Source organism: Muricoccus vinaceus, from assembly GCF_042433125.1.
Classification (GTDB): Bacteria; Pseudomonadota; Alphaproteobacteria; order Acetobacterales; family Acetobacteraceae; genus Roseomonas; species Roseomonas vinacea.
In genome coordinates, this window is sequence record NZ_JBHLVZ010000043.1 from 97,321 (window position 1) to 121,647 (window position 24,327).

The window sequence follows — 24,327 nt, forward strand, 5'->3', positions numbered from 1 at the left end:
CCTTGCCGCGCTCGCGGCTCCCGGTGCGGCCATGGCCCAAGGGATGGCCCAAGGGATGGCCCAAGGGATGGCCCAAGGGATGGCCCAAGGGGTGGCCCAGGGGGGCGCGGCGCCGGCCACACGCCTGCCGGATGGGCCGGTGAACATCATCGTCGGCTCCACGCCCGGCACCGGCAACGACATCCTCGCGCGCCTCATGCAGCCCTTCCTGCAGCAGCGCCTGGGCCAGCCCATCGTGGTGGAGAACCGCACGGGGGCCAGCGGCATCATCGCCGCCCAGGCCGTGAGCCGCGCGGCGCCGGACGGGCGGACCCTGCTGGTGCTGGGCGATCCCTTCGTCACCAGCCCCAGCCTGACCAAGAACCTGCCCTATGATCCCGAAAGCGGGTTCACCTTCCTGATCCGCCTGGCCAGCGCCTTCGTGGTGCTGGCGGTCAAGACCGACTCCTCCATCCGGGACCTGCGGGGGTTCGTGGAAATGGCGCGGGCCAGGCCGGGGCAGCTCAACTACGCCTCCCCCGGCAACGGCACGCCGCATCACATGATCATGGAGCTGTTCAAGGTCACCAACGGCCTGGACGTCGCGCATGTGCCCTATCGCGGCGCCTCCCAGGCCGTGCAGGACCTGATCGGGCAGCGGATCGACGCCATGATGCTGCCTGTCCATGTCGCCCTGCCGCTGGCGCGGGAGGAGCAGGTCCGCATCCTCGCGCTCGGTGCCGACCGCCGCCTGCCGGAGGCGCCGGAGGTGCCCACCATGGCCGAGGCGGGCTTCCCCATGACCAATGCCACCCTCTGGTTCGGGCTGTTCGGCCCGCCCAACATGCCGCCCGTCCTGGTCGCCCGCATCAACGCCGAGGTGAACGCCTGGCTGGCCCAGCCCGAAACCAAGGAGCGGCTGCGTGCCCAGGGCCTGGTGGGCGATGGCGGCACGCCGGAGTTCTTCCGCCAGGGCATCCTGTCCGACCTCCGCCACTGGGCCAAGGTGATCCGGGAGGCCGGCATCAAGGCGGACTGAGGCAGGGACGCGGGCGCTGGCCGGGGAAGCAGGGGAAAAGCATGGCCGGAAATGTCCGGGTGGGAACCGCCGGGTGGAGCATCCCGGGCCAGCACGCGGCCGCCTTTCCGGCCGGGGGAAGCCACCTGGAGCGCTACGCCCGCGTGCTGCCCGCGGTGGAGATCAACTCCTCCTTCTACCGTCCGCACCGCCCCTCGACCTATGCGCGCTGGGCCGCCAGCGTGCCGCCCAGCTTCCGCTTCGCGGCCAAGCTGCCGCGCGCGATCACCCATGATCGGCGGCTGGACGGGGCCGCCGAACCGCTCGCGCGCTTTTTGGGCGAGGTGGAGTCGCTGGGGGACCGGCTGGGGCCCTTGCTGATCCAGCTGCCGCCCAGCCTGCGCTACGACGCGGCGCTGGTGGAGGGTTTCCTGTCGCTTCTGCGCGGCCGGTTCGACGGCCTCCTGGCCTGCGAGCCGCGCCACCCGAGCTGGTTCACGGACGCGGCGGAGGCGCGGCTCGCCAGCTTCCGGGTCGCGCGGGTGGCGGCCGATCCGGCGGTGGTGCCGCGGGCGGCGGCGCCGGGCGGCTGGACGGGCCTGTCCTATCGCCGCCTGCACGGGTCCCCCGAGATGTACCGCTCCGCCTACGGCCCCGGCCTCATCGCGGCCACGGCGCGGGAGATGGAGGAGGAAGGCGGGCGTGAGGCCTGGTGCATCTTCGACAACACCGCCCTCGGAGAGGCCACCGGCGATGCGCTGCAACTCCTCGGGCGGATCGCGGGATAGGAGCGCGGCGCCGGCCGGGCCATGATCGCGCCTGCCGACCGGAGAACGCCCCGTGAAGATTCCCGACCTTGCCTTCACCGTCACGGACTGGTCCGCCGTGCCCGCGACGCGGCACGCCGGCGAAACGGGCGAGGCGCTGTGGCGAAGCTTCACCGTGGGCGACCTGCGGGTGCGGATGGTGGAATACACGCCGGGCTACCTGGCCGACCACTGGTGCGACCGCGGCCACGTGCTGACGGTGCTGGAAGGGGAGTTGGAGACCGAGTTGCGGGATGGCCGGCGCTTCACGCTGAAACCGGGCATGAGTTACCAGGTGTCGGATTTCGGCGACGCGGCGCACCGGTCCTCGACGAAAACCGGCGTTCGGCTGTTCATCGTGGATTGAGGCCCACCGCTCAGGCGAGGAGCAGCCGCGCCATCCAGTAGCCCGCCGCCCCCACCGCCGCCGCGGCGGGCAGGGTGATCACCCAGGCCCAGACGCTCCGCCGCGCCACGCCCCAGCGCACGGCGGAGGCGCGCCGCGCCGCGCCCACGCCCACGATGGAGCCGGTGATCGTGTGGGTGGTGGACGCGGGGATGCCCAGCCAGGTGGCCCCGAACAGCGCCAGCGCGCCGCCGGATTCGGCGCAGAAGCCCTGGATCGGCCGCAGTTCCGTGATGCGCGAGCCCATGGTGCGCACGATGCGCCAGCCGCCCATCAGCGTGCCCAGCGCCATGGCCGCGTGGCAGCTGATCACCACCCAGAAGGGCACGTGGAACTCCGCCCCCAGCATTCCCTGGGAGTAAAGCAGCACCGCGATCAGCCCCATGGTCTTCTGCGCGTCGTTGCCGCCATGGCCCAGGCTGAACAGGCAGGAGGAGAGGAGCTGCATCACCCGGAAGCGCCGGTCCACCGCGAAGGGCGTGGAGCGGCGCACGGCCCAGGGCGCCCGGGCATAGGGTGGGTAACGCGCCAGGCCGGGCGGCGAAAGGGCGGGATCGCCCGGGATAGACGGTCGCTTGCCCCCTGTTCCCCGGCCGCCTAGCGTCCGCCTCCGCCAGGGAAGGGCTTGCGCCGCCGCTCATGCTGTTCCAGCAGATCCGCCTTTTCGTCGCGGTCACCGAGGCCGGCAGCTTCACCACGGCGGCCCGGGCGCTGAACCTCTCCCAGCCCGCCCTCGGCGCGCAGGCCAAGAATCTGGAGGCGTCGCTGGGCGTGCGGCTGCTGGAGCGGCACTCGCGCGGCATCGCCCTGACGCCGGCCGGGCGGGCCTTCCTGGTGGAAGCGAAGGCCGTGCTGGCCGCGGTGGAACGCGCGCGCGCCGCCGTGGCGCCCTTCGCCGGCCGCAGGGAGATGCCCGTTGTGCTGGGCTTCACCCCCACCTCCGGCCGCACCCTGGTGCCGGACCTGCTGACGGAGGCCGCGCAGCGCCTGCCCGAATTGCGGCTCCAGCTTCGCGCGGGCCTTTCGGACGACCACCGGCGCGGGCTGCTCGCCGCCTCCGACCTCGACGCCGCCTTCTGCTACGACCCCGAGCCGCACGAGGCGCTGCTGATCCACCCGCTCTATGAGGAGGACCTGTTTCTGGTCGGCGCGCCCGGGCTGGTGGACCGTGCCCTCGGCCCGATCCCGCTGGCGGAGGTGGCGCGCCTGCCCCTGATGCTGGAGCAGCGCCCCCACGGGGCCCGGCGCATCATCGAGGAGGCCGCCCGCTCCATCGGTGCCCGGCTGGACGTGGGGCTGGACGTGGAGCCGGCCGAGGTGAAGCGCGCCCTGATCATGCGCCGCGGCCACTGCACCCTGGTGCCCTACGGCCTGTTCATGGAGGAGATCGCGGCCGGGCTGATGGGCGCCCGCCGCGTCGTGGCCCCGCCGATCCACCGGACGCTGGCGCTGGCGATGCGGCGCACCCTGCCGGCTGTGGTGGTGCAGGGGCTGCTGGCGCTGGTGCGCCCGATCGCCCGGCGCAAGATCGAGGAGGGCGCCTGCGGCTGGCGCGCCCCGCCCGCGGGCGGCGGGTGAGGAGGCGCCTTCCCCGGACGGAGGACGGTGCGCCCTAGGCCAGCGGCAGCGCCCAGCCCTCCACCGCCTCCATCAGCGCCAGGTCCGCCCCGCGCGGGCCGATAACCGAGAGGCCGACCGGGCACCCGTCCAGCAGGCCCACCGGCATGGAAACCTGCGGCAGCCCGCCCAGCCCGGCGATGCAGGTCAGCGTCATCGCGCGCGTGCGGAAGGCGTCCAGCTCCGCCGCGGGGGTGGCGAGGCGGGGGGCGATCCCGGGGGCGGTGGGCAGGAGAAGCGCGGTGCCGGGCGTCAGGGCCGCGTCCAGCGCCCGCAGCGCTGCCTGACGCCCGGCCTCGGCGGCCTCTCCCATCTCCCCGGTCAGGCTCGCGGCCCAGGCGAAGCGGTCGCGGATGCCCGGGCCGAAGGCGGGCTCCACCGCCGCCACCCATTCGCCGTGCGTGCGCCAGGCGTCGCGGCCCTGGAGGACGCGGAAATGGCCGAACCAGCCGGACAGTCCCTCCGGCTCCGGCGCCAGCCGGGTGGATTCCACCGGCAAGCGCCCGGCGAGCTGCGCGACGGCCGGCGCCAGGGCCTGCGTCACCGCCTCGCCGGCCAGGGCGAAGGCGTCCTCCAGCCGGAGCAGGCGGGTGATCGGCGCGGCCTGCCCGGCCGGCAGCAGGGCGCGGCCGATCCGGGCGAGCAGCCCGGCCTCCCGCGCGAACCAGCCGACCACGTCGAAGCGCGGCGCCAGCGGCACCAGCCCGCCGACCGGCACGGCGCCATGGGTGGTGCGGATGCCGAAGAGCCCGCAATAGGAAGCCGGGACCCGCACCGAGCCCCCGGTATCGGTGCCCAGGGCCGTGTCCACCGCCCCGCCCGCGACCGCCGAGGCCGAGCCGGAGGAGGAGCCGCCGGGGATGCGCCCGGGCGCGCGCGGATTGGCGGGCGTGCCGTAATGGGCGTTCTCCCCGTTGAGCGAGAAGGCCAGCTCGTCCGTGTGCGTCTTGCCCGAGAGCGTGGCGCCGGCGGCCAGCAGCGTGGCCACGGCATCGGCGTGGCGCGTGGGCACGGGGTGGGTGCGGGCCCAGTCCGGGTTGCCCGCGGCGGTCGGGAAGCCCGCGACGTCGAACAGGTCCTTGGCGGCGAAGGTGATGCCCGAGAGCGGCCCGCCCGGCGCTCCCTCGACACGGGGCTGCGGGCCGGGGGTGAAGGCGTTCAGGGCATCGGTCACGCGGGGGCGCTCCTCGGTGTTGTGGATGGGACGAGCATGGGCAGCGATGAGGCCTGCCATTCGGGGGCACATCCTGCCCCCTCCGGGCGGGCGAGGCAGCCCCGGGCCGCCGGCGGCATCAGGGGACGATGTCGAAGGCGAGGGCGAAGGCCCGGTCCAGCCGGACGGTGCGGTGGTCGGCGGTGTTGGTGTCCGCCAGCTCCAGGTTCAGGAAATCCATGGAGGGTGCGGTGAAGAAGGGCCCCGCATGCCAGGTGCCGCGGTGCAGGGCCAGCGCCGTGCCGCCGGGGATGCGGAAGGCCTCGATCCCCGCCGGGTCGGGCACCGCCGCCGCGTCGCCGGCATCGCCGGGGGAGGCGAGGGCGATGAACCAGTCCTCTCCCCGGGTGGAGGCCAGGCACTGCGTCACGGCGGCGTGGCGCGTGATGGCGGCGACGCGCATCGGCCGGGCGGCGAGGCGCATGATGTAGAGCCGCGGCGTGCCGCGCCCGAGGTCCAGCACGGCATCCGCCGCGCCGAAGGGCATGCCGTCCTCGCCTGGCTCGATCAGCGTGCCGTAGGGGGCGATGGCGGCGGGCGTCGCCGGGCGGGTGGGAAGGGCCTGGATCCTGGTTGCCGTGCCGCTCATGGGGCCTCCGGTGCGGGGTTGGCGCTGTTGACGGGAAGGGGGCGGGCGCCCAGCAAGCCCCGCGCCATTCAGCCGCGCCGCAGGGCGGCCAAGGGCAGCCGCCCGGACTCCTTAAGCCGGTCCAGCACGATGGCAGACCGCACGCGCGCCACGCTTTCATGCGGCAGCAGCACGTCGTTCACCAGCGCCGAAAGGTCCTTCAGCTCCGGCACAACGGCCTTGAGCAGGTAGTCGGCGTCGCCGGTCAGGGCATAGGCCTCCTGCACCTCGTCCATGCGGCTCACCAGTTCCCGGAACCGCTGGGCGTTGTCGCGGCTGTGGGTGGACAGCGTGACCGTGACGAACACCAGCAGCCGCAGCCCGAGCGGTCCCGCCGCCAGCTCCGCGCGGTAGCCCCGGATGGCACCGGCCGCCTCCAGCGCCAGGCGCCGGCGCGAGCACTGGGAGGGGGAAAGGCCGATCCGCTCCCCGATCTGCTGGTTGGTCAGGCGGCCATCCTCCTGCAAGGCGGCGAGGAGGCGGAGGTCGGTCGCATCGAGATCGAGCGCATCGTGCATGAAACCACTATGGCACGCACGCTTCGTGCGGAAAGCCGGGAAGAGGCCGCGCCTTCGCACGCATCGCGCGCGGCAGGCGCACTAGCATCGGCGTCAAGTCAAAGAACCGAGGAGACTTCCATGGGCCCCTTCCCGCACGACGCCCCCCGCGCCGCCATCACCGAGCACAACCCGGCCGGCACCGACGGCTTCGGCTTTGTCGAATACGCCCATCCGGAGCCCGAGAAGCTCCATGCCCTGTTCCGGCAGATGGGCTTCACCGCCGTGGCCCGGCACCGCCGCAAGAAGAGCACCCTCTACCGCCAGGGCGACATCAACTACCTGCTGACCGAGGAGCCCGGCTCGCACGCGGCGGCCTTCGCGGCCGAGCATGGTCCCTGCGTGCCCTCCATGGCCTTCCGCGTGGTGGATGCCCGGCACGCCTACGAGCACGCGATCGCCCGGGGCGCGGAGCCGGCGACGGCGGGCAGGACCCTGGACGTCCCGGCCATCAAGGGCATCGGCGGCAGCTTGCTCTACTTCATCGACCAGTACGGCGAGGGGCGCTCGGCCTATGATGCCGAGTTCGAGTGGCTGGGCGCGCGCGACCCCTGGCCGGTGGGCGCGGGCCTCTATTACATCGACCACCTGACGCACAACGTGTTCCGCGGCCGCATGGACCACTGGTACGACTTCTATGGGCGCATCTTCAACTTCCGCCAGATCCGCTACTTCGACATCAAGGGCGAGTACACGGGCCTGTTCTCCCGCGCGCTGACCAGCCCGGACGGGCGCATCCGCATCCCGCTGAACGAGAGCGCGGACGACGAGAGCCAGATCGAGGAATACCTGCGCGCCTACAAGGGCGAGGGCATCCAGCACATCGCCTGCGGCTGCGACGACATCTACGGCACCATCGAAGGGCTGCGCGAGGCCGGGCTGTCCTTCATGCCGGCGCCGCCCCCCACCTATTACGAGAAGGTGGATAGCCGCCTGCCCGGCCACGGCGAGGACCTGGTGCGCCTGAAGCGGAACGGCATCCTGGTGGATGGCGAGGGCGTGGTGGAGGACCGCAAGGCGCGGCTGCTGCTGCAGATCTTCTCCGGCAACGTCATCGGCCCGGTGTTCTTCGAGTTCATCGAGCGCAAGGGCGACGACGGCTTCGGCGAGGGCAACTTCCGCGCCCTGTTCGAGAGCATCGAGGAGGACCAGGTGCGGCGCGGCGTGCTCTCGGGCGCGCAGGCGGCGGAGTAGCGCCGGCGGCCTTTCGCGGGGTGGACCCTGCCACCCCGCGAAAGCGGTTCACTCGATGAGGATGCTGGCGCGCTCGGCCACGCGCTTCCACTTCGCCTGCTCATCGCGGATGAAGGCGGCGAAGGCCTCCGGTCCATCCGCGACGGGCGTCATGCCCTGGTCCGAGAAGCGCGCGCGCAGGGCGGGGTCCGCCATGCCCTCGGCGAAACCCTCGTGCAGCGCCTGCACGATCGGCGCCGGCGTTCCAGCGGGGGCCAGGATGCCGCCGGAGCCGAAAACCGCGTAGCCCGCGATCCCCGCCGCCTCGGCCACGGTGGGCGCATCCGGCACCTGCGCCGAGCGCGCGGGGGAACTGACGGCCAGCACGCGGAGCTTGCCGTCCCGCACCAGCGGCAGGGCGGAGGCGAAGCTTTCCATGACGAAGCCCAGCGAGCCCCCCATCAGGTCGGCCAGCGCCGGCCCCGCGCCGCGATAGGGAACGTGCTGCGCCGTGGCGCCGACGCCCTGCAGGAACAGTTCCGCCGCCATGTGCTGGGTGGAGCCGGGACCGCTGGAGCCGAAGCTGACGCCACCGGCCTTCAGCCGGCGCACCAGCGCCGCCACGTCGCGCGGGCCGTCGGGCGGCACGACGAGCATCAGCGGCCCCTCGAAGATGCGGATGACGGGCAGGAAGTCGCGCTCGGCGTCATAGGGCATGTTCCGCATGATCGCCGGATTGATGGCCAGGGTGGCCAGGCTGCCGAAGCCCAGCGTGTAGCCGTCCGGCACGGCGCGGGCGACGGCCTGCATTCCGATGGTGCCCCCGGCGCCGGCGCGGTTCTCCGTCACCACGCGGTTGGCGCGGAAGCGCCCCTCGGAAACCCGGTCCGCCAGCAGGCGGCAGAAGATGTCGTTCGCCTGCCCCGGCGGGAAGGGCACGATGATGCGGATGGGGCGGGACGGAAAGGATTGCGCCCGCGCGCGGGATGCCGCGAAGGGCGCCATGGCCAGGATCAGCTTCGCCGCGGCGCGGCGGGACAGGGTGGTCATTCTTGGTTCCTCCGGTTCCTTCTCGCCCGCCTCACTCGGCGGCCATCGCTGGCGCGGCCTCGGCGTGCAGCGTGCCGTCGGCCAGCAGCGCGGCGATCTCGGCCTCGCCCAGACCCGCCTCGCGCGCGATCTCCAGCCCGTGCTCGCCGGGGCGCGGCGGCTGGCGGCGCAGCGCGGTGCGGGCGCCGCCCATCAGCACGGGCAGGGCGGGGATGCCGGCCACGGGCATGGCGGGGGTCGCGGCCGCGGCGCCGGCCATCTCCACCGGCATCAGCCCGCCCGAGGCCAGCAGGTGCGGGTCCTCGAACAGGTCGGCGGGCTTGGCGATGGGCGCGAAGGGAAGGCCCAGCGCCTCGCAGCGCGCCATCAGCTCGGCCGGGGGAATGGCGCGGAAAACCGCGGCCACCCGCGCGCCGATCCGCGGCCGCGCGGCGGCGAGCGCCGTCATGCTGGCGAGGGCCGGATCGGCCAGCATGTCGTCCAGCCCGAACTCCCGGCAGAAGCCCTGCCACTGCGTGGTGGTCACCGCGCCGACGAAGACCTGCCGCCCGGGCTCGGCGCTGTCGAACACGTCGTAGAGCGGCCAGGGCTTGGGCATCGACTTGTCGCCGAACGGGACGGGGTCGCGCCCGGTGATGGCGGCGCCGGCCATGTGCTGGGCCACCAGCATCATGTTCGTCTCGAACAGGCCGGACTGCACGGGGCCGCCGCGCCCGGTGGCCTCGCGCTCCCGCAGGGCGGCCAGCACGGCGACGGCGCCAAAGACGCCGCCCAGGATGTCGTTGATCGAGGTGCCCGCGCGCAGCGGCTGGCCGGGCGGGCCCGTCATGTAGGCCAGCCCCCCCATCATCTGCACGACCTCGTCCAGCGCCGCGCGGTTCTCGTAGGGGCCGGGCAGGAAGCCCTTGCAGGAAAGATGGACAAGGCGCGGGTTGCCCGCGGACAGCGCCTCGTAACCCAGGCCGAGCTTGTCCATGGCGCCCGGGCGGAAGTTCTCCAGCACCACGTCTGCCCCGGCAGCCAGGCGCTTCACCAGCGCCAGGCCCGCGGGCTTCTTCAGGTCCAGGCAGAGGGAGCGCTTGTTGCGGTTGAAGGTGGGAAAGAAGCCGATGGCGGCGCCGGTCAGGCGGCGCGTGTTGTCGCCGCCGGGGGCGGGCTCGATCTTGATCACGTCGGCGCCGAGATCGGCCAGCACCATGCCGGCGGTCGGGCCCATGACCATGTGGCTGAACTCGATCACCCGCAGACCCGCGAGCGGCAGCGGGTGCGGGGTGGTGGTGGCGGCGGGTTTCGCCGCCCTGGCCGGGCGGAAGGTGCGCGGCACCCCCGCGGCGGCGATGCGCCCGTGGAGCGGCTCGTCCGGCAGACCTTCCCGCAGGGCCGCGCGCGCCGCGATCAGGGCGGGCAGGTCGATGCCGGTGTCGTGCCCCTCGGATTCCAGCATGTGGACGAGGTCCTCGGTGCAGGCATTGCCCACCGAGCCCGGCGCGAAGGGGCAGCCGCCGAGGCCGCCCAGCGCCGCGTCGAAGCCGCGCACCCCGTCCTCCAGCGCGGCGAGCGCGTTGGCCAGCGCCGTGCCGAGGGTGTCGTGCAGGTGCAGGTTGCCGAAGCGCTCCGCCCCCACCTCCGCCCGCACCGCGCGCACGAGGCGCCGGACCTGGGACGGGGTGGCGTAGCCCAGCGTATCCGCCAGGGCCACCGAATCCGCCCCCGCCCTTGCCAGCGCCGCGGCCAGCGCCACCACCTCGCCTTCCGGCACCTCGCCCTGGAGGGAGCAGCCGAAGGCGGTGGAGATGCCCGCCTCGATGCGGGGGCGCGCGCCGCCGAGGCCGCGGGCCCATTCCACCGCGCGCGCCACCTCGGCGACCTGCTCGGCGCGGGCGCGGCGGACATTGGCGCGGCTATGCGCCTCGGAGGCGGAGACGGGGATGACGATGGACTGCGCCCCGGCCGCGGCGGCGTTCTGCGCCCCCCGGAGGTTGGGGGCCAGCGCCACCACGCGCAGCGCGGGATGGGCGGCGCGCACCGCCCGCACCACCTCCGCCGCATCGGCCATCTGGGGCATGGCGGCGGGCGGCACGAAGCTCGCCACCTCCATCTCCCGCACGCCCGCCGCCACCATGGCGGCGATCCATCGGAGCTTGGCCGCCGTCGGCATGACGGCCCTGGCCATCTGGAGCCCGTCGCGCGGGCCCACCTCTCGCACGGTGAGCATGAGCTGATCCTGTGACGCTTCCCTGGCACGTCTCTAGCGTTCGCCGGAACGGCGGGAGAATCGCTATTCCGCGCGGGCAGCGTCCGTATGCGGCGAACGCTCCTTTTCCGTGTCGTGCAGCAGGTGGGCGGCGAGAAGCCGGGCGGGGGCGGGGAGGAGCCCGGCCGGGCGGGCCACCAGCCGCAGGCGGCGCCGGGCCCAGGATTCCGCCAGGGGAACGCAGAACAGGCCGAGTGCCGTCTCGTAGGGCCGCGCCACACCCTCGGGCATGATGGCCAGGCCGTGTCCGGCGGCCACCAGGCGCCGGCTGGTATCCGTGCCTGCGACGCGGAAGCGGTAGGGCAGGGGGCGGCCACGCCGCTGCGCCTGCTCCTCCAGGAGCAGGGCCAGGGCGCCGCTCTCCACCGCGCCGATCATGGGGTGGTCCAGCACCGCGTCGAAGCGCAGCGGGGCCGCACCGGCCAGCGGATGCCCGGCGGGCAGCACCACCAGCAGGCGGTCGTGGCGCCAGGGATGCCCTTCCAGCCCCGCGGGCAACGGGCCCTCGCTGGTGACGATGCCGAGGTCGGCCCGGCCTTGCATCAGGTCCTGGAGGATGCGGAGGCTGGTTTCCTCGCCCAGCTCCACCCGGATGCCGGGCCTGGCGCGCGCGAACTCCGCCAGGGCTTCCGGCAGGGGGTGGCCGGCGATGCAGGAGGCGGTGGCGTGCAGACGCACCCGGCCGAGCCCCCCCGCCGCCAGGGCCCGCAGGTCGTCGGTCAGCCGCGCCAGCGAGCCGAAGGCCGCGTGGCCGTGCCGGGCCAAAAGCTCCCCGGCCTCGGTCAGGCGAACGCCGCGCGGGCCGCGCTCGATCAACGGCAGGCCGCACTCGGCCTCCAGCGCCTGGAGCCGCTTGGCGGCGGCCGAGGTGGCGATGCCGCAGCGGGCGGCGGCGCGGGTGATGGAGCCAAGCTCGGCGGCGGCCAGCAGGATGCGCAGCGTCACCCAGTCCGGCGTCACCATCCCTCGGGCCTCTCTCCTTGCCGCGCAGGGTTAGCACGGCCGGCCCCGGGTTGCGGCAGGGGCCGGAGCGGCCGGATACTGCGGCCGCCTTCTTCGGGGAACCCGCCGATGCCTCCGCGCCGCTCCCTTCTCGCCCTGTCCCTGGCCGTGCTCACGGCCCGCACGGTCCGCGCCGCGGTTGAATGGCGCATCGCCACCGAATACCCGGCCAGCGCCATGCCCGGTGAGGGCATCGCCCATTTCGCCGCGGGCGCGACGCGCCTCGCGGCCGGCGGGCTGGTGGTCTCGCCGGCCTTCGACGCGCCGGACGGCCTGCGCTCCGCCGCCATGATCCGCGCCGCCAGGGATGGCCGGGTGGAGGCCTCGGACGCCTTCACGGGGGCACTGGCCGCGGAGGGCGCGATCTTCCAGCTTTCCGCGCTGCCCTTTCTCACCGCCTCGGGCGAGGACACCGCGCGCCTGCTGCGCGCCGCGCGCCCCGCCTATGCTGCCGCCCTGGAGGCGCGCGGCGTGACGCTGCTCTACGCCACGCCCTGGCCGGCCACCGGCCTTTGGTCCCGCAATCCCGTTCCGGGGCCTGAGGGGCTGCGTGGCCTGAAGATACGCACCTATGATGCGGCGAGCACCGCGGTGATGCGCGAGGCCGGGGCGGCGCCCGCCCAGATTTCCTTCGCCGACGCCATGCCGCGGCTTCGGTCGGGGGAGCTGGACGCCGTGCTGTCCTCCGGGGATGGAGGGGCCGGAGCGCGGTTGTGGGAGGTGCTGCCCCACTTCACGGCGCTCGACTACGCCTCGCCCCTGAGCCTTGCCTTCTGCAACACGGCCGCCCTTCGGTCCCTGCCGGAGGCGGTGCGGGAGGCCGTGGCACGTGCGGGGCGGGATACGGAGGCGCGCCAGTTCCAGGCCATCGCCACGCGCCTGGCGGAGAACGAGGCACGGATGCGCGCCAACGGCGTTATCCTGGCCAGCGGTGCGCCGCTGCGTGCCGCGCTGACGGCCGCCGCCGCGCCGGTGCTGGCGGATTGGTCCGCCCGCGCGGGGGAGGAAGGACGGGCGATCCTGGCCGCCTACCGCGCCGGCTGAGGAAAGGACGCGCCCGATGGGATTGCTCGTGGACGGCCAGTGGCAGGACCGCTGGTACGACACCAAGGCCAGCGGCGGTCGCTTTGTCCGCAAGGACAGCGCCTTCCGCAACTGGGTGACGCCGGATGGCAGCCCTGGCCCGACCGGCGAGGGTGGCTTCGCGGCGGAGCCGGGCCGCTACCACCTTTATGTCTCGCTCGCCTGCCCCTGGGCGCACCGCGCGCTGATCATGCGCGCGCGCAAGGGATTGCAGGACGCGATCGGACTGTCGGTGGTCCACTGGCACATGGGCGACAAGGGCTGGACCTTCGAGGAGGGGCCGGGCGTCATCCCGGACAGCGTCAACGGCGCGGAGTTCCTGCATCAGGTCTACACCGCCGCCGAGCCGCGCTACACGGGGCGGGTGACGGTGCCCGTGCTGTGGGACAAGCGGCGCGGCCGGATCGTGAACAACGAATCCGCCGAGATCATCCGGATGCTGGACCACGCCTTCGAAGGACCCGGCGACCATTATCCGGAGGCACTGCGCGCCGGGATCGATGAACTGAACGCCACGATCTACGACACCCTGAACAATGGCGTGTACAAGGCCGGCTTCGCGACGGCGCAGGAGGCCTACGAGGACGCCGTGCGCCCGCTGTTCGAGACGCTGGACCGCCTGGACGCGCGCTTGTCCTCCCAGCGCTACCTGATGGGGGAGCGGCTGACCGAGGCGGATATCCGGCTCTTCACGACGCTCGTGCGCTTCGATGCGGTGTATCACGGCCACTTCAAATGCAACCTGCGGCAGATCGCGGAGTATCCGGCGCTGTTTCCTTACCTGCGCGACCTGTTCCAGTCACCGGGCTTCGGCGAGACCTGCGACTTCGGCCATATCAAGGGGCATTATTACGGAAGCCATCCCACCATCAACCCGACCGGCATCGTGCCGCTCGGGCCGGTGCAGGACCTGAACGCGCCGCACGGGCGGGGACGCTGAGGAAACCCCGCCGCCCGTGCACGGGTCAGTACCGCTTGTAGGGCAGGAACTTGCCGGACATCGTGATCCGGACACGGTCTCCCTTCTGGTCGGGCTGGCGCTCCAGCTTCATGTCGTAATCGATGGCCGACATGATGCCGTCGCCGAACTCCTCGTGGATCATCTCCTTCCACGTGGTGCCGTAGACGAGGATCAACTCGTAGAAGCGGTAGATCAGCGGGTCCGTCGGCGGCAGGGGCTGGGCGCCGCGATAGGGGATCTCGCAGAGCGTCGCCTGCTCCTCCTCGTCCAGCCCGAAAAGGTCGGCGATGCCCTGGGCATGGTGCGGCTCGGCGCTCATCTGGCCCATGCAGAGGGCGCAGGTCCAGACCGGGCTCATGCCGATGCGGTCGGCAACCTCCGTCCACTTGAGGCCCTGCTTCTTCTTGATCCGGAGGATCTTGCGGCCGAGTTCGGTCTTCGCGTCGTTCATCATGGCTCTCTAGGCGGCGGGTTGGGTGATCGGCGGCGTGCGGGGCGTCCAGCCGGCGGGCGGTGCCTTCGCGTCGAAGCGGCTGCTGCGCGTCAGCAGGAAATCCAGGATGTGGTCGCGCAGCGGGTGGTAGCCGGGCATGTGGTGCAGGTTCGCGCGGGTGCGCGGGCGGGGCAGGGTGTTCACCACCACCTCCGCGATGCGGGCGCCGGGGCCGTTGGACATGAGCAGGATGCGGTCGGCCAGCAGGATGGCCTCGTCCACGTCGTGGGTGATCATGAAGGCGGTCTGGCTGGCTTCCGCCACCAGCCGCGCGACCTCGTCCTGCAGCGCGCCGCGGGTGAGGGCGTCCAGCGCCGAGAAGGGTTCGTCCATCAGCATCATCTTGGGCGCGAGGGCGAAGGCGCGGGCGATGCCGACGCGCTGCTTCATGCCGCCCGAAAGCTGCGCGGGCTTCCTGTCCGCCGCATGCGCCAGGTTGACGCGGGCCAGCGCCAGCCCGGCCGCCTCCTCGCACCGGGCGCGGGACCATCTCGGGTTGCGGCATGACAGCGCGAAGGCGACGTTGCCCGCCGCCGTCAGCCAGGGCATGAGCGCATGCCCCTGGAAGATCACGGCGCGGTCGAGCGAGGGACCGGTGACCTCCTTGCCGTCCACAACGAGAACGCCGCCATCCGGCGGCTCCAGCCCGGCCAGGATGTTCAGGATGGTGGTCTTGCCGCATCCCGAATGGCCGACGAGGCAGACGAACTCGCCGCGGCCGATGCCGAACCACACATCCTCGAACACCGCGACGGCGCCGTAGCGGCGCGCGATGCCCTCCACGCTGGCATAGGGGCGGGCGGCGGGCGGCGATGCGGGCTCGGCGAGGCGAAGGCCGGGGGCGGTGCCCATGGCGTCACTCCGCATAGGACACCGCCCGGGCGGCGATGCCCAGCAGCCGGTCCAGCACCAGCCCCACCACGCCGATCAGCAGGATGGCGATGATGATGTCGGCGATGGAGAGGTTGTTCCACTGGTTCCACAGCCAGTAGCCGATGCCGGTGCCGCCCACGAGCATCTCTGCCGCGACGATCACCAGCCAGGCGATGCCGAGCGAGATGCGCATGCCCGTCAGGATGGTGGGCGCGGCCGCCGGCAGGATCACGCGGATGGCGGTGCGCCAGCCCCCCGCCTCCAGCGTGCGGGCAACGTTCAGCCATTCCTTGCGGACGCCCGCCACGCCGAAGGCGGTGTTGAGCAGCATGGGCCAGATGGAACAGATGAAGATGACGAAGATCGCGCTGATCGAGCTGTCCTTGATCGAGTAGAGCGCGAGCGGCATCCAGGCCAGCGGCGAGACCGGGCGCAGCACCTGGATGAAGGGGTTCAGCGCGCCGTAGAGCAGGGGCGACATGCCGATGAGAAAGCCGAGGGGGATGGCGACGAGGCAGGCGAGGCCGAAGCCCATGGCCACGCGGCCGATGGAATGGGCGAGCTGGATGCCGATGCCCTGGTCGTTGGAGCCGCGCACGTAGAAGGGGTCGCGCAACAGCTCCCAGAGGCGCCGCGCGACCTCGCCCGGTCCCGGCATGGGCGTGGCGTTGCCCTGCTGCGCCGCCTGCCCGAGGAGTGCCGCGTATTCGGGGTCCACCACAGCCGTGCCGCCGCCCGCTGGCCGCACCGCCAGCTCCCAGGCGCCGAGGAAGAGCGCCAGGAGCACGAGCGAGAGCAGGGCGGATTTCCACCCGGGAACAGGTCTGCCCAAGGTGTTCAGCTCCGCCGGATGGTCTGGCTGGCGAGATAGGCTTCGGGCTGGGAGGGATCGAAGCGCTTGCCGTAGATGGTCACGGGGCGCATCGGCTCGGCCGGCACGGGTATCCCCTGCTCGCGCATGGCCCGCCCGGCCTCCGTGGCGAGGAAGACCTGGGACGCCACGCCCGCATAGTCGAGGTCGCCGCGGATCTGCCCCCAGCGCTTCATCTGCGTCAGGATCCAGACCGCCATGGTGCCGTAGGGGAAGGGGTCAAAGCCGATGCGGTCGGGCACGCGCTGCACGCGGCCGAGGCCGTCCGCGAAGGTGCCGGTCAGCACCTGCTCCACCACCGTGACGGGCTGGTTGAGGTAGTTCTGGGCGGCGATGGCGCCGGCCACCTCCTTGCGGTTCTCGGGCCTGGCCACGTAGGCCGTGGCTTCCACGATGGAGCGCATCAGGGCGGCGAAGGTGTTCGGCGCCTCCGCGGGCATGGCGCGCGGCACGGCGAAGGCGCAGCAGGGGTGGCCGTCCCACATCTCCTTCGTCAGCACGTGCAGGAAGCCCACGCCGTCGAAGACCGCGCGCTGGTTGAAGGGATCCGGGCCCAGGAAGCCGTCGATGTTGTCGGCGCGAAGATTGGCGACCATCTCGGCCGGCGGGACCGCGCGGATCGTCACGTCGCGGTCGGGGTCGATGCCGTTCTCGGCGAGATATCCGCGGAGCAGGTAGTTGTGCATGGAGTAGTCGAAGGGAATGGCGAAGCGGAACCCGCGCCAGTCCTTCGGGTCGCGCTTCTCCTTGTGCTTGCTGCCCAGCGTGATGGCCTGCCCGTTGGTGTTCTCGATGGCCGCGACTGACCAGGCCACCGGGGCCGCGACGCCCGCTCCCATGCTCATCGCCAGCGGCATGGGGGAGAGCATGTGGCTCGCGTCGTATTCCCGCGCGATGGCCTTGTCGCGGATCACGGCCCAGCCGGCGGTGCGGATGACTTCCACGTTGAGGTTGTTGCGGCTGTAGAAGCCCATCGGGTGGGCCATGATGATCGGCGTCGCGCAGGTGATGGGAATGAAGCCGACCTTCAGGTCGCGCTTCTCGGGCGTGCCCGGGGCTTGCGCCAAGGCCTCCCGTGCGGAGGCCAGCGGCAGCACGCGGTCCAGCGCCGCCAGCACAGTGGCGGCGCCCACGGCCTGCAGCAGGGCGCGGCGCGTCGCCGCCCCGGGGAAAACCGCGCGCAGCACGGCGCGCTGCGCCGCCTCGCCCATCGCGCCCGTGCCATCCGCCACGGCGGCATCGCAGAGAAGATCGCTGCCGTGCCGCCCGCAGGCGCAACCGGGGAGATGTCGGGAAGGCGGCTGGCTCATGCGCGGTTGTCTCCGTGAGGGATCAGGCGGTGGCTGGTGATGGCGACCAGGGCAGGCCGCTCTCGACGGGAAGGCTTTCGTCACGGCTCCATTCGTTCCATGAGCCGAAATAGAGCCGCACGTCCTCGACCCCCGCGGCCTTCAGCGCGACCAGCGTGTTGGAGGCACGGGCGCCCTTGAAGCAGTAGAGATAAACAGGGGTCTTCGGCGTGATGCCGACGGAGTGGCACTCCGCCAGGATCTCGTCCGCCGACTTGAAGGTCGGACCGCCGGCGGAAGGCTTCATCAGCCGGTACCACTCGATCCATCTCGCGCCGGGGATGCGCCCTTTGCGCGGGCAGAAGTCGGGGCCGTAAGGGGAGGAGGAGGCGCCGATCCACTCGTCGGCGTCGCGCACGTCGAGCTTGACGATGGAGGGGTCATCCAGCGAGGCCAGCATCGTGTCCCGGTCGATCATCCAGGCCGTGCCGGTGTCCACCACCGGAAAGGCTTTGGGCCCGGGCATGGAGGCCGCGGCCGTCACCGCGCCGCCGGCCGCCTTCCAGGCCGCGAAGCCGCCCAGCAGCACGGTGGCGTCGGGATAGCCGAGGAACTTCAGCAGGAACCAGCCGCGGCAGGACTGGCCGAAGCCGGAGTTCATGCTCTCCTCGTAAAGCACCGCCGTCTCCGCGCCGCCGAGCCCGGCCGCGCCGAAGCCCTCCGCGAACTTGCCGCGCAGCGCCTCCATCCCCTCGGCGGAGGAGGTGGCGAGATAGGTGAAGATGTCGTGCAGGTTGACCGCGCCCGGGATGTGCCCGGCGGCGAAGGCTTCGGGGGACCTCGTGTCGATCAGCACCGTGCCGGGCTTCCCCAGCATGTCGGACAGCTCGGACGGGGAAAGCAGGACCTTCTCGCTCACGATACGTCTCCGTTGCTGAGGTGGATGCTAGTTCCGGGCCATTCCGGCGAGTTCCTGCCGGAGGTGGCGGACGGAGGGGGTGATGATGGCGACGAAGACCCCCTCCCGCTGCCGGCGGTGCACGCCGGAGCCGATGAGGTAGCCGCGGGCGCCGGCGTGCAGCACGGCGGATTGCGTGGCGGCCAGGGTCAGCTCGCTCACCGCCAGCCGGGCCTCGAGAACGCGCCGCATGTAGTCGTCCGATGGGTCGTGCGGCGTGGCGGCCAGTGCCGCCACCGTGTCGCGCAGGGCGGCGGCGCGGTCACACAGTTCCGCGGGCCCGTCCGGCAGGAAGCGGTTGCTCGACCCGCTGCCGGTTCCGGGCCGCTGCATCGCCTCGATGCAGCCCTCGATCACGCCGAAGCCCATGCCGGTCTGCAACAGGATGAAGCCGGGGCGGATGCGCCTGGCCATGCCGCCCAGCGGGTCGGCCAGCAGGTCCTCCTCGGGGATGAAGGCGTCCCGGAAGCGGATGCCGAAGGTGCCGGTGCCTTCCAGCGCCACGAAATGCGCGCTCTGCCGGATGCTCACCCCGTTCGCGCCGCAGGTGAACAGGCCCATCACCTTGTGGGCCGGGTCGTCGGCGGCCTGGAAGATGGTGCCGAAGACATGGCCTTCGCCGAGATTGGACACCCAGGGCAGCACCCCGTTCACCCGCCAGCCGCCGGGCACCTTCTTGCCCTGGAGGTTGAAGGGCTCGATGCCCGAGAGCGCCTTGACGGGGTTGGACAGGCCCGTCGCGCCCATCAGCGCGGCGCTTGCGACGCCGCCCTGCAGGCGCTCGCGCAGGGCGGCGTTCGCGGTGTTCTCCAGGTACCAGCCGCAGGCGTCCTGGCACCAGGCGCAGAAGGCGGAGGACATGCAGGCCGATCCGATCGCGGCCATGGCCTCGATCGCGGCCCAGAGGTCAGCCCTGGCCAGGGGCGTGTGCCCTGCCAGGTGCAGCGCGAAGGCGCCGTCCGCGCCGAAGCCCTGGAGCGTGGCCAGGGGGTAGTGGCCTTCCCGGTCGATCCGGTCGGCCTCCGGTTTCAACTCGTTGGAAACGCGCCGGCGCACCCGCTCCAGGACGGACGCCGTGCCGGTTCCGCGGAGAACGGGGCCGGCGCCGTCCATCAGGCGGCCTTCACGTCGAGGGCGACGGGCTTGGTGAAGGTGTTGGCCACGGGCGACCACACCGCCGCATGGGCGATCAGCGCGTCCAGTTCCTCCTTCGGCGCATCGGCGTCCAGGTGCACCTTGGCGCGAACCGCCTCGAAGCCCACGGGCTTGGGCGAGGTGTCGCCCGTGCCCCAGACGGCCGTGATGTTGATGTCCGCCTCGAGTTCAACCTCCAGGCTGCGCACCGTGATGCCGCGGGCCACGGCGTTGGCGTGGATGCCGACCGCGAGGCAGGAGCCGAGCGCGGCCAGGGCCGCCTCCGAGGGGTTCGGCGCTGTGTCGTCGCCCAGCAGGGCCGGCGGCTCGTCCACGACATGGGGCGGCAGGTTGCGGATCATGTTGAGGTGCCGGAAGCGGCCCTCGGCCACCGTGCGGCATTTCAGGGTCTTGATGGCGGCGGGGTCGGCGCGGCCCCTGGCGATCAGGCCCTCCAGTCCATCCTTGTCGATGGGCGTGAGGCAGGAGGTGAGGGCGGTGGCGGGCTGGGCGCTCATGGGGGCTCTCTCCGTCGCGGAATGCCGCCTGCCAGCCGTGACACTTCCGGCGAGTTAGACAGAACGGTCAGTCTGGATGGAGCAACGGGCGTGCCAGCCACCGGAAGCCCTCGCCTGCCCCATTCCGATGCGGCATGATGCAGGCGATACGGCCGCCTTCCCTGGGATCAAGGGGCCTGCCGGACCATCACCCTCCGGGACTGCCCCCTTCCTGGGCAGTCCCTGCGCCAGACAGGAGCAGTCTCATCGCGTCCAAGGCCGGGACCGCCGTGCCCCTTCCTCCACCCGAAGCAACCGCCCCGCACGAGCGGATCATCGCCGTGGCCCGCGAGATGTTCTGCCGCGACGGCATCCATGCCACCGGCGTGGACCGCATCCTGGCCGCCGCGGGCGCCTCCAAGATGACGCTTTATGCGCGCTTCGGCTCCAAGGAAGCCCTGGTGCGCGCCGCGTTGCGGCAGGAAGGTGAGGTCTGGCGAGAGGCCTTCGCCGCCGAGGTGAGGGGGGCCTCGGACGACCCGCAGGCGCGGCTGCGCGGCATCATTCCCGCCCTGTCCGGCTGGTTCGGCGGTGGCCGCTTCTATGGCTGCGCCTTCATCAACGCGGTGGCCGAGCACACCAAGGGCGAGGCCTGGCTGCGCGAGCTGGCCGGCGAGCACCAGCGCGCCTGCCTGGACTTCCTGGAGGGGCTGGTGCGCGAAGCCGGCTATGCCGCGCCCGCTGATTTCGCCCGCCAGCTGCTGTTGCTGATCGACGGCACCGTGGCCGCCCTGATGGTCAGCGGAGACGAAGGGGTGCTGCGTGTGGCGGCCCGCACCCTGGACGCGCTGCTCGCGGTCGAGGAACGTGCGCCCGCCTGACCTTCGGGCCTGTGTCCCCACCCAAGGAGAACGCGATGATCGTGGACCTGCGGATTTATACCTGCGCGCCCAACCGCATGGCCGAGTTCGTGAAGCTGTACGAAACCATGGCCTGGGAAATCCAGAAGAAGTATCTCGGCCGCTGCCTCGGCTGGTACACGACGGTGGAGGGGCCGCTCAACCGCGTTGTCCACCTCTGGGCTTATGACAGCCAGGCGGACCGCGAGCAGCGCCGCGCCGCCATGGCCGCCGATCCCGGCTTCCAGGCCTATCTCGCCAAGGCGGCGGAGCTTGGCGTGCTGCAGGAGATGCAGAACCGGATCGTCGCGCCGACGGCCTTCTTCAAGGCCTATTCCGAGCAGACGTGAGGAACGCCGGGGGAGGTGAGCTCCCCCGGCGTCCGTTCCCAGGGGGAACAGCGGCGAGGCCGGGATGGTCCTCCCGGCCTCGCTTCCACCATCATCCCCTCAGGGCGTTGGCGATCCGGTCGAGGAGACCCTCGCCACGCTTCGCCGCATAGCGGCGCTGCCGTTCCGCCTCGTGCCGCGCCCGCCCGAACAGGCTCCATCCGGTGTCGCGCGCGTCCTCATAGGCATCCTCGCCCCGGTCGCGGGCACGGCCGAACAGGCTCCATCCCGTGTCCCGCGCGTCCTCCGCCGTGTCGCGGCCGCGCTTGAACAGGCTCCAGCCCCGGTCGCGCGCGTCGTCGTACAGGTCCTCGCTCCCGCCGCGCGCCGACTTGTAGAAGGAACGCCCACGGCTGCGCGCCTCGTCGTACAGGTCCGATCCGCGCTCGCGCGCATCGTCATAGGTGGAGGCGGCGTAGCGGCTGGCACGGTCGGCGAAGCGGCCGCCCTCCTTGCGCGCGCTCCTGAGGTAGGGCCGCGCCTCCTTCTCGGCGTAGCCGACAGCGCGGCCGGCGATCCGGCTCGCCTCGTGCCCGAGGCTGCCGATGCCGTGCCGCGCCTCGTGCCCCAGTGAGCCGATGCCGCGGCGAACCTCGCTCCCCAGTGAGCCGATCCCGCGCCGGGCGCGGTCGGCGAAGCGCTCGGGCAGGGGCTTGGAGCGGCGCAGCGTGTACATGCCGAAGGCGGCGCCGGCGAGCAGGGCGGCGGCGCCCACCATGATTCCGGCCGGGCCGAGCGGGTTCATCTGCGCTTCCAGCAGGAAGGAGGTGCGCCGCGGCGGGGGACCGGAAAGGGAGGAGGTCTCGGCCAGGTCTTCACGCGCGTCATAGAGATTGTCGCGCCGCTCGGCCCGTCCGGGCTCGTTGCTCGATTGGCTCGGCTTGGCGATCTTGCTCATGATCAGGTCCGTCAGCTTGGGGGCGAGGCGCCCGATGGCGGAAACCGCGAGCCCGCCGGCGCCGACCACGAGGTCGCGCACCTGGTGCTCGCAGGCGTAGAGGATGGCGCGCGCCACCACGCGCGGGTGGTAGCTCGGCGGCGGGTTGCGCGTGCCCGTCGTGCCCAGGAGGTTGCGGGCATGCTCCATATAGGGCGTGTCGATCGGGCCGGGCTTGATGAGCGTCACGCTGATCGGGTAGCCCTCGGCCAGGAATTCCGTGCGGAAGGCCTCGGTCACGCCCTTGATGGCGAACTTCGAGGCCGAGTAGGGCCCCTGAAGCGCCATGGAGCGGTCGGACAGCACGCTGCCGGTGTTGACGATGGCGCCGCCCTTGCCTTTGAGGTGGCGGGCGGCGACCAGGGTGCCGTGCACGATGCCCCAGTAGTTCACGTCGAACAGGCGGCGCTGGTCTTCCAGCGGCACGTCCTCCAGCGAGCCGAAGATGGCGACGCCGGCATTGTTGCACCAGGAATCGAAGCCGCCGAAGGCGGTGATGGCGGCGGCGCTGATCGCCTCCACCTGGGCCATGTCGGCCACGTCGGTCACGACCGGTTCGGCGCGGCCTCCCTTGGCGCGGATCTCGGCGGCCAGCGCGTTCAGCGCGTCCTCGTTGCGTGCGGCGATCACCACGGCCGCGCCCCGGTCGGCGGCCATGCGGGCGGTGGCGAGGCCGATGCCGGAGGTGGCGCCGGTGATGACGATCACCTGCTCCGATAGGGGCTTCAGCTTGGGTGCGGGCATGGGGGGGTCCTCGGCATTGCGGGGTCTCAACGACGCAGGCCTCCCATGGTTTTGCCCGGTGTTCCCCGCAGTTGCCCCGTGCCGATCCCTCCTTGTCCCCTCCCTGCCGACCCAGCGCGATGACGCCGGTGCGAAGGGAGCCGGGTGGTGCCCGGCGCCCTTCCTTCCCGGCGGCCTTGGCGGGCCCGCAACTAGCCCGCGAAATTGGCCGCGATGCGCTGCTGCAGGTAGTCGTGGGCCGTGATCGGCTCGAACCGCCCGCTCGCGCTGCGGATCACCGCGTCCTTGTTCGCCTGGCAGAAGAAGGGCAGCGAGTAGCGCGGGCCGAGATACTCGTCGGCGCGCGGCATCCGCACCCGGTGCAGGGTGGACTGAAGCTGGTCGTCGCTCCAGCGCATCAGCATGTCGCCGATGTTGCAGGTGATCACGCCCGGCAGGGGCGGCACGTCGGTCCAGGCCAGTTCGCCCGTGACTTCCTTCCCGGGGCAGAGCTGAAGGCCGCCCTGTCCGGTGCGCTGGTGCAGCAGGGTGAGGCAGTCGTAGTCGGTGTGCGCGCCCGCGCGCCAACCTGTGAAGTCCTCGGGCTTGGCATTCTCCATCGCCATGTAGTGGATCATCCGAAGCGTGGACTGGTACTCGGGCGAGGTCGGGTCGTGCGCCTCGGTGAAGAAGTCCGGCGGGAAGCCGAGCTTGAGGGCGAAGCAGGAGAGCACCTTCATCCCCAGTGCCCAGTTGGCGCGCTCGAAGGCCAGCATCACCGCCTTGAAGCCCGGAAGTTCATCGCCCGAAGGCCAGAGGCCCTTCATGCGCGGCACGGTGATCTGGAAGGATTCCTTGTTGTCGGGGGTGCCGGTGGAAGGGCGGACCTGTGTCTTGTATTCCCAGCCGGTGTTGGTGCCGCGTAGCATGGGCAGCTTCGCCTTGCTCTCCATCGGCAGGTTGAAGAACTTCGCGCAAAGGTCGAAGGCCTCGTCGATCTGGTCCTGGGTGATGCCGTGGTTGACGAGCTGGAAGAAGCCGGTGTCGGTGGAGGCGGCCCAGAGCTGGTCGGCGATCTCGGCCTTGCGCGCCTCGAAGTTGCCCATGTCGATCCGGGGGACCTTGCGTTCCTTCGTGGTGCCCATGCCCCCGAAGGTCTTCTCGCGGTTCAGTTCTTCCAGGCCGTAGCTCTGCTGGGTGGCGCTCATCTTAACTCTCCTCGGTCAGGGGAAGCGGCCGCGGCCTGCCTCCGGTTGAAGGAGCAATGTCCGGCCCGGAAGGGGTTGTGCCCCGGGGCGCTCGACCGCTTCTACTCCTGCTCGCCACCCGCCGGCGGGGATCGCCGCGCGGGCGGGATCTGGTCAGCCCTCCCGCGGCTCGTCGTGACGTGCCAGCAGGGATGGGGCGGGTCTGCAAGAACGGGTCCGCGCGCCGCCGGAGCGCCGGGCGCGGCCTTTTGCGCGGCCGGGGGGCTGCGGAGCACGGCGCGGAGCGGCGCCTTGCGGGATCGGTTCGGG

25 protein-coding genes are annotated in these 24,327 nt (G+C 72.0%); 9 read left to right on the forward strand and 16 right to left on the reverse strand.

The annotated features are described in order from the left end of the window. Window positions 1–79: 79 nt before the first annotated feature. From ACFFIC_RS15705 to ACFFIC_RS15715, 3 genes are read left to right on the forward strand one after another with little or no spacing between them, the layout of a single operon-like run. Window positions 80–1,018, forward strand: coding sequence for a Bug family tripartite tricarboxylate transporter substrate binding protein (locus ACFFIC_RS15705; protein WP_377051977.1), 939 nt, complete (start codon window positions 80–82; stop codon window positions 1,016–1,018). 41 nt (window positions 1,019–1,059) lie between these two features. Beyond that, window positions 1,060–1,785 (forward strand): DUF72 domain-containing protein, encoded by a 726-nt coding sequence (locus ACFFIC_RS15710; RefSeq protein WP_377051979.1) that lies wholly within the window; start codon window positions 1,060–1,062, stop codon window positions 1,783–1,785. 52 nt (window positions 1,786–1,837) lie between these two features. Then, the gene (locus tag ACFFIC_RS15715) at window positions 1,838–2,170 is read left to right on the forward strand and encodes a DHCW motif cupin fold protein (RefSeq protein ID WP_377051981.1); all 333 of its coding nucleotides are present in this window, start codon (window positions 1,838–1,840) and stop codon (window positions 2,168–2,170) included. 10 nt (window positions 2,171–2,180) lie between these two features. On the opposite strand, the gene ACFFIC_RS15720 is transcribed toward ACFFIC_RS15715, so the two are convergent. After that, complete coding sequence (locus ACFFIC_RS15720) at window positions 2,181–2,702, reverse strand: inorganic phosphate transporter (RefSeq protein WP_377051983.1); 522 nt, start codon at window positions 2,700–2,702, stop codon at window positions 2,181–2,183. Between the two features lie 146 nt (window positions 2,703–2,848). Between ACFFIC_RS15720 and ACFFIC_RS15725 the strand changes: the two genes are divergently transcribed. Next, on the forward strand, window positions 2,849–3,787 hold the full coding sequence (locus ACFFIC_RS15725; protein WP_377051985.1) for a LysR family transcriptional regulator: 939 nt from the start codon (window positions 2,849–2,851) through the stop codon (window positions 3,785–3,787). Window positions 3,788–3,821: 34 nt separating this feature from the next. Here the strand turns inward: ACFFIC_RS15725 and ACFFIC_RS15730 are convergent, their stop codons facing one another. The 3 genes from ACFFIC_RS15730 to ACFFIC_RS15740 all read right to left on the reverse strand — a co-directional run bounded on the left by ACFFIC_RS15730 (window position 3,822) and on the right by ACFFIC_RS15740 (window position 6,185). Continuing rightward, window positions 3,822–5,060 carry an amidase gene (locus tag ACFFIC_RS15730; protein ID WP_377051987.1) on the reverse strand — a complete coding sequence of 413 codons (1,239 nt, stop codon included), beginning with the start codon at window positions 5,058–5,060 and terminating at the stop codon, window positions 3,822–3,824. 58 nt (window positions 5,061–5,118) lie between these two features. Then, window positions 5,119–5,628, reverse strand: coding sequence for an ureidoglycolate lyase (locus tag ACFFIC_RS15735; protein WP_377051989.1), 510 nt, complete (start codon window positions 5,626–5,628; stop codon window positions 5,119–5,121). Between the two features lie 68 nt (window positions 5,629–5,696). After that, window positions 5,697–6,185: an Lrp/AsnC family transcriptional regulator gene (locus ACFFIC_RS15740; RefSeq protein WP_377051991.1), complete on the reverse strand. Its 489-nt coding sequence runs from the start codon at window positions 6,183–6,185 to the stop codon at window positions 5,697–5,699. Window positions 6,186–6,305: 120 nt separating this feature from the next. Between ACFFIC_RS15740 and hppD the strand changes: the two genes are divergently transcribed. Further along, window positions 6,306–7,418 carry a 4-hydroxyphenylpyruvate dioxygenase gene (hppD, locus tag ACFFIC_RS15745; RefSeq protein WP_377051993.1) on the forward strand — a complete coding sequence of 371 codons (1,113 nt, stop codon included), beginning with the start codon at window positions 6,306–6,308 and terminating at the stop codon, window positions 7,416–7,418. A 48-nt stretch (window positions 7,419–7,466) separates the two neighbouring features. Here the strand turns inward: hppD and ACFFIC_RS15750 are convergent, their stop codons facing one another. The 3 genes from ACFFIC_RS15750 to ACFFIC_RS15760 all read right to left on the reverse strand — a co-directional run bounded on the left by ACFFIC_RS15750 (window position 7,467) and on the right by ACFFIC_RS15760 (window position 11,664). Further along, complete coding sequence (locus tag ACFFIC_RS15750; protein WP_377051995.1) at window positions 7,467–8,447, reverse strand: Bug family tripartite tricarboxylate transporter substrate binding protein; 981 nt, start codon at window positions 8,445–8,447, stop codon at window positions 7,467–7,469. Window positions 8,448–8,478: 31 nt separating this feature from the next. Further along, on the reverse strand, window positions 8,479–10,662 hold the full coding sequence (locus ACFFIC_RS15755) for a hydroxymethylglutaryl-CoA lyase (protein ID WP_377051997.1): 2,184 nt from the start codon (window positions 10,660–10,662) through the stop codon (window positions 8,479–8,481). A 63-nt stretch (window positions 10,663–10,725) separates the two neighbouring features. Continuing rightward, entirely contained in the window at window positions 10,726–11,664 is a 939-nt protein-coding gene (locus ACFFIC_RS15760) for a LysR family transcriptional regulator (protein ID WP_377051999.1), read from the reverse strand. A gap of 108 nt (window positions 11,665–11,772) precedes the next feature. Here ACFFIC_RS15760 and dctP point away from each other — a divergent pair, with 108 nt between their 5' ends. Beyond that, window positions 11,773–12,747: a TRAP transporter substrate-binding protein DctP gene (gene dctP / locus ACFFIC_RS15765; protein WP_377052001.1), complete on the forward strand. Its 975-nt coding sequence runs from the start codon at window positions 11,773–11,775 to the stop codon at window positions 12,745–12,747. Between the two features lie 16 nt (window positions 12,748–12,763). Beyond that, entirely contained in the window at window positions 12,764–13,726 is a 963-nt protein-coding gene (locus ACFFIC_RS15770) for a glutathione S-transferase family protein (protein ID WP_377052003.1), read from the forward strand. A 25-nt stretch (window positions 13,727–13,751) separates the two neighbouring features. Here ACFFIC_RS15770 and cynS read toward each other — a convergent pair whose 3' ends face one another. From cynS to ACFFIC_RS15805, 7 genes are read right to left on the reverse strand one after another with little or no spacing between them, the layout of a single operon-like run. Beyond that, window positions 13,752–14,198, reverse strand: coding sequence for a cyanase (cynS, locus tag ACFFIC_RS15775; protein ID WP_377052005.1), 447 nt, complete (start codon window positions 14,196–14,198; stop codon window positions 13,752–13,754). A gap of 9 nt (window positions 14,199–14,207) precedes the next feature. Further along, window positions 14,208–15,092, reverse strand: coding sequence for an ABC transporter ATP-binding protein (locus tag ACFFIC_RS15780; RefSeq protein ID WP_377052007.1), 885 nt, complete (start codon window positions 15,090–15,092; stop codon window positions 14,208–14,210). 4 nt (window positions 15,093–15,096) lie between these two features. Beyond that, entirely contained in the window at window positions 15,097–15,945 is an 849-nt protein-coding gene (ntrB, locus tag ACFFIC_RS15785) for a nitrate ABC transporter permease (RefSeq protein WP_377052009.1), read from the reverse strand. A gap of 5 nt (window positions 15,946–15,950) precedes the next feature. Beyond that, a complete protein-coding gene (locus tag ACFFIC_RS15790; RefSeq protein WP_377052011.1) occupies window positions 15,951–17,294 on the reverse strand; it encodes a CmpA/NrtA family ABC transporter substrate-binding protein in 1,344 nt (447 codons plus the stop codon). 22 nt (window positions 17,295–17,316) lie between these two features. Next, complete coding sequence (locus ACFFIC_RS15795; RefSeq protein ID WP_377052013.1) at window positions 17,317–18,192, reverse strand: sulfurtransferase; 876 nt, start codon at window positions 18,190–18,192, stop codon at window positions 17,317–17,319. Between the two features lie 27 nt (window positions 18,193–18,219). Then, a complete protein-coding gene (locus tag ACFFIC_RS15800) occupies window positions 18,220–19,344 on the reverse strand; it encodes an acyl-CoA dehydrogenase family protein (RefSeq protein ID WP_377052015.1) in 1,125 nt (374 codons plus the stop codon). Then, entirely contained in the window at window positions 19,344–19,883 is a 540-nt protein-coding gene (locus ACFFIC_RS15805) for an OsmC family protein (protein WP_377052017.1), read from the reverse strand. Before ACFFIC_RS15805 ends, ACFFIC_RS15800 begins: the two co-directional genes overlap by 1 nt. Window positions 19,884–20,152: 269 nt before the next feature. Between ACFFIC_RS15805 and ACFFIC_RS15810 the strand changes: the two genes are divergently transcribed. Together ACFFIC_RS15810 and ACFFIC_RS15815 are read left to right on the forward strand one after the other, a co-directional pair. Continuing rightward, a complete protein-coding gene (locus ACFFIC_RS15810) occupies window positions 20,153–20,743 on the forward strand; it encodes a TetR/AcrR family transcriptional regulator (RefSeq protein ID WP_377052019.1) in 591 nt (196 codons plus the stop codon). Between the two features lie 35 nt (window positions 20,744–20,778). Next, entirely contained in the window at window positions 20,779–21,111 is a 333-nt protein-coding gene (locus tag ACFFIC_RS15815) for an NIPSNAP family protein (RefSeq protein ID WP_377052021.1), read from the forward strand. A 91-nt stretch (window positions 21,112–21,202) separates the two neighbouring features. On the opposite strand, the gene ACFFIC_RS15820 is transcribed toward ACFFIC_RS15815, so the two are convergent. Beyond that, the gene (locus ACFFIC_RS15820) at window positions 21,203–22,831 is read right to left on the reverse strand and encodes an SDR family oxidoreductase (protein ID WP_377052023.1); all 1,629 of its coding nucleotides are present in this window, start codon (window positions 22,829–22,831) and stop codon (window positions 21,203–21,205) included. 191 nt (window positions 22,832–23,022) lie between these two features. Further along, window positions 23,023–24,018 (reverse strand): isopenicillin N synthase family dioxygenase, encoded by a 996-nt coding sequence (locus ACFFIC_RS15825; protein WP_377052025.1) that lies wholly within the window; start codon window positions 24,016–24,018, stop codon window positions 23,023–23,025. Window positions 24,019–24,327 lie beyond the last annotated feature (309 nt).

Coding starts and splice junctions, on each gene's coding strand:
- ACFFIC_RS15735 (WP_377051989.1), bottom strand. CDS start 5,628: ATGAGCGGCACGGCAACCAGGATCCAGGCCCTTCCCACCCGCCCGGCG.
- ACFFIC_RS15730 (WP_377051987.1), bottom strand. CDS start 5,060: ATGGCAGGCCTCATCGCTGCCCATGCTCGTCCCATCCACAACACCGAG.
- ACFFIC_RS15800 (WP_377052015.1), bottom strand. CDS start 19,344: ATGGACGGCGCCGGCCCCGTTCTCCGCGGAACCGGCACGGCGTCCGTC.
- ACFFIC_RS15815 (WP_377052021.1), top strand. CDS start 20,779: ATGATCGTGGACCTGCGGATTTATACCTGCGCGCCCAACCGCATGGCC.
- ACFFIC_RS15740 (WP_377051991.1), bottom strand. CDS start 6,185: ATGCACGATGCGCTCGATCTCGATGCGACCGACCTCCGCCTCCTCGCC.
- cynS (WP_377052005.1), bottom strand. CDS start 14,198: ATGAACGACGCGAAGACCGAACTCGGCCGCAAGATCCTCCGGATCAAG.
- ACFFIC_RS15825 (WP_377052025.1), bottom strand. CDS start 24,018: ATGAGCGCCACCCAGCAGAGCTACGGCCTGGAAGAACTGAACCGCGAG.
- ACFFIC_RS15710 (WP_377051979.1), top strand. CDS start 1,060: ATGGCCGGAAATGTCCGGGTGGGAACCGCCGGGTGGAGCATCCCGGGC.
- ACFFIC_RS15755 (WP_377051997.1), bottom strand. CDS start 10,662: ATGCTCACCGTGCGAGAGGTGGGCCCGCGCGACGGGCTCCAGATGGCC.
- ACFFIC_RS15760 (WP_377051999.1), bottom strand. CDS start 11,664: ATGGTGACGCCGGACTGGGTGACGCTGCGCATCCTGCTGGCCGCCGCC.
- ACFFIC_RS15790 (WP_377052011.1), bottom strand. CDS start 17,294: ATGAGCCAGCCGCCTTCCCGACATCTCCCCGGTTGCGCCTGCGGGCGG.
- ACFFIC_RS15725 (WP_377051985.1), top strand. CDS start 2,849: ATGCTGTTCCAGCAGATCCGCCTTTTCGTCGCGGTCACCGAGGCCGGC.
- ACFFIC_RS15780 (WP_377052007.1), bottom strand. CDS start 15,092: ATGGGCACCGCCCCCGGCCTTCGCCTCGCCGAGCCCGCATCGCCGCCC.
- hppD (WP_377051993.1), top strand. CDS start 6,306: ATGGGCCCCTTCCCGCACGACGCCCCCCGCGCCGCCATCACCGAGCAC.
- ACFFIC_RS15770 (WP_377052003.1), top strand. CDS start 12,764: ATGGGATTGCTCGTGGACGGCCAGTGGCAGGACCGCTGGTACGACACC.
- ACFFIC_RS15705 (WP_377051977.1), top strand. CDS start 80: ATGGCCCAAGGGGTGGCCCAGGGGGGCGCGGCGCCGGCCACACGCCTG.
- ACFFIC_RS15805 (WP_377052017.1), bottom strand. CDS start 19,883: ATGAGCGCCCAGCCCGCCACCGCCCTCACCTCCTGCCTCACGCCCATC.
- ACFFIC_RS15750 (WP_377051995.1), bottom strand. CDS start 8,447: ATGACCACCCTGTCCCGCCGCGCCGCGGCGAAGCTGATCCTGGCCATG.
- dctP (WP_377052001.1), top strand. CDS start 11,773: ATGCCTCCGCGCCGCTCCCTTCTCGCCCTGTCCCTGGCCGTGCTCACG.
- ACFFIC_RS15820 (WP_377052023.1), bottom strand. CDS start 22,831: ATGCCCGCACCCAAGCTGAAGCCCCTATCGGAGCAGGTGATCGTCATC.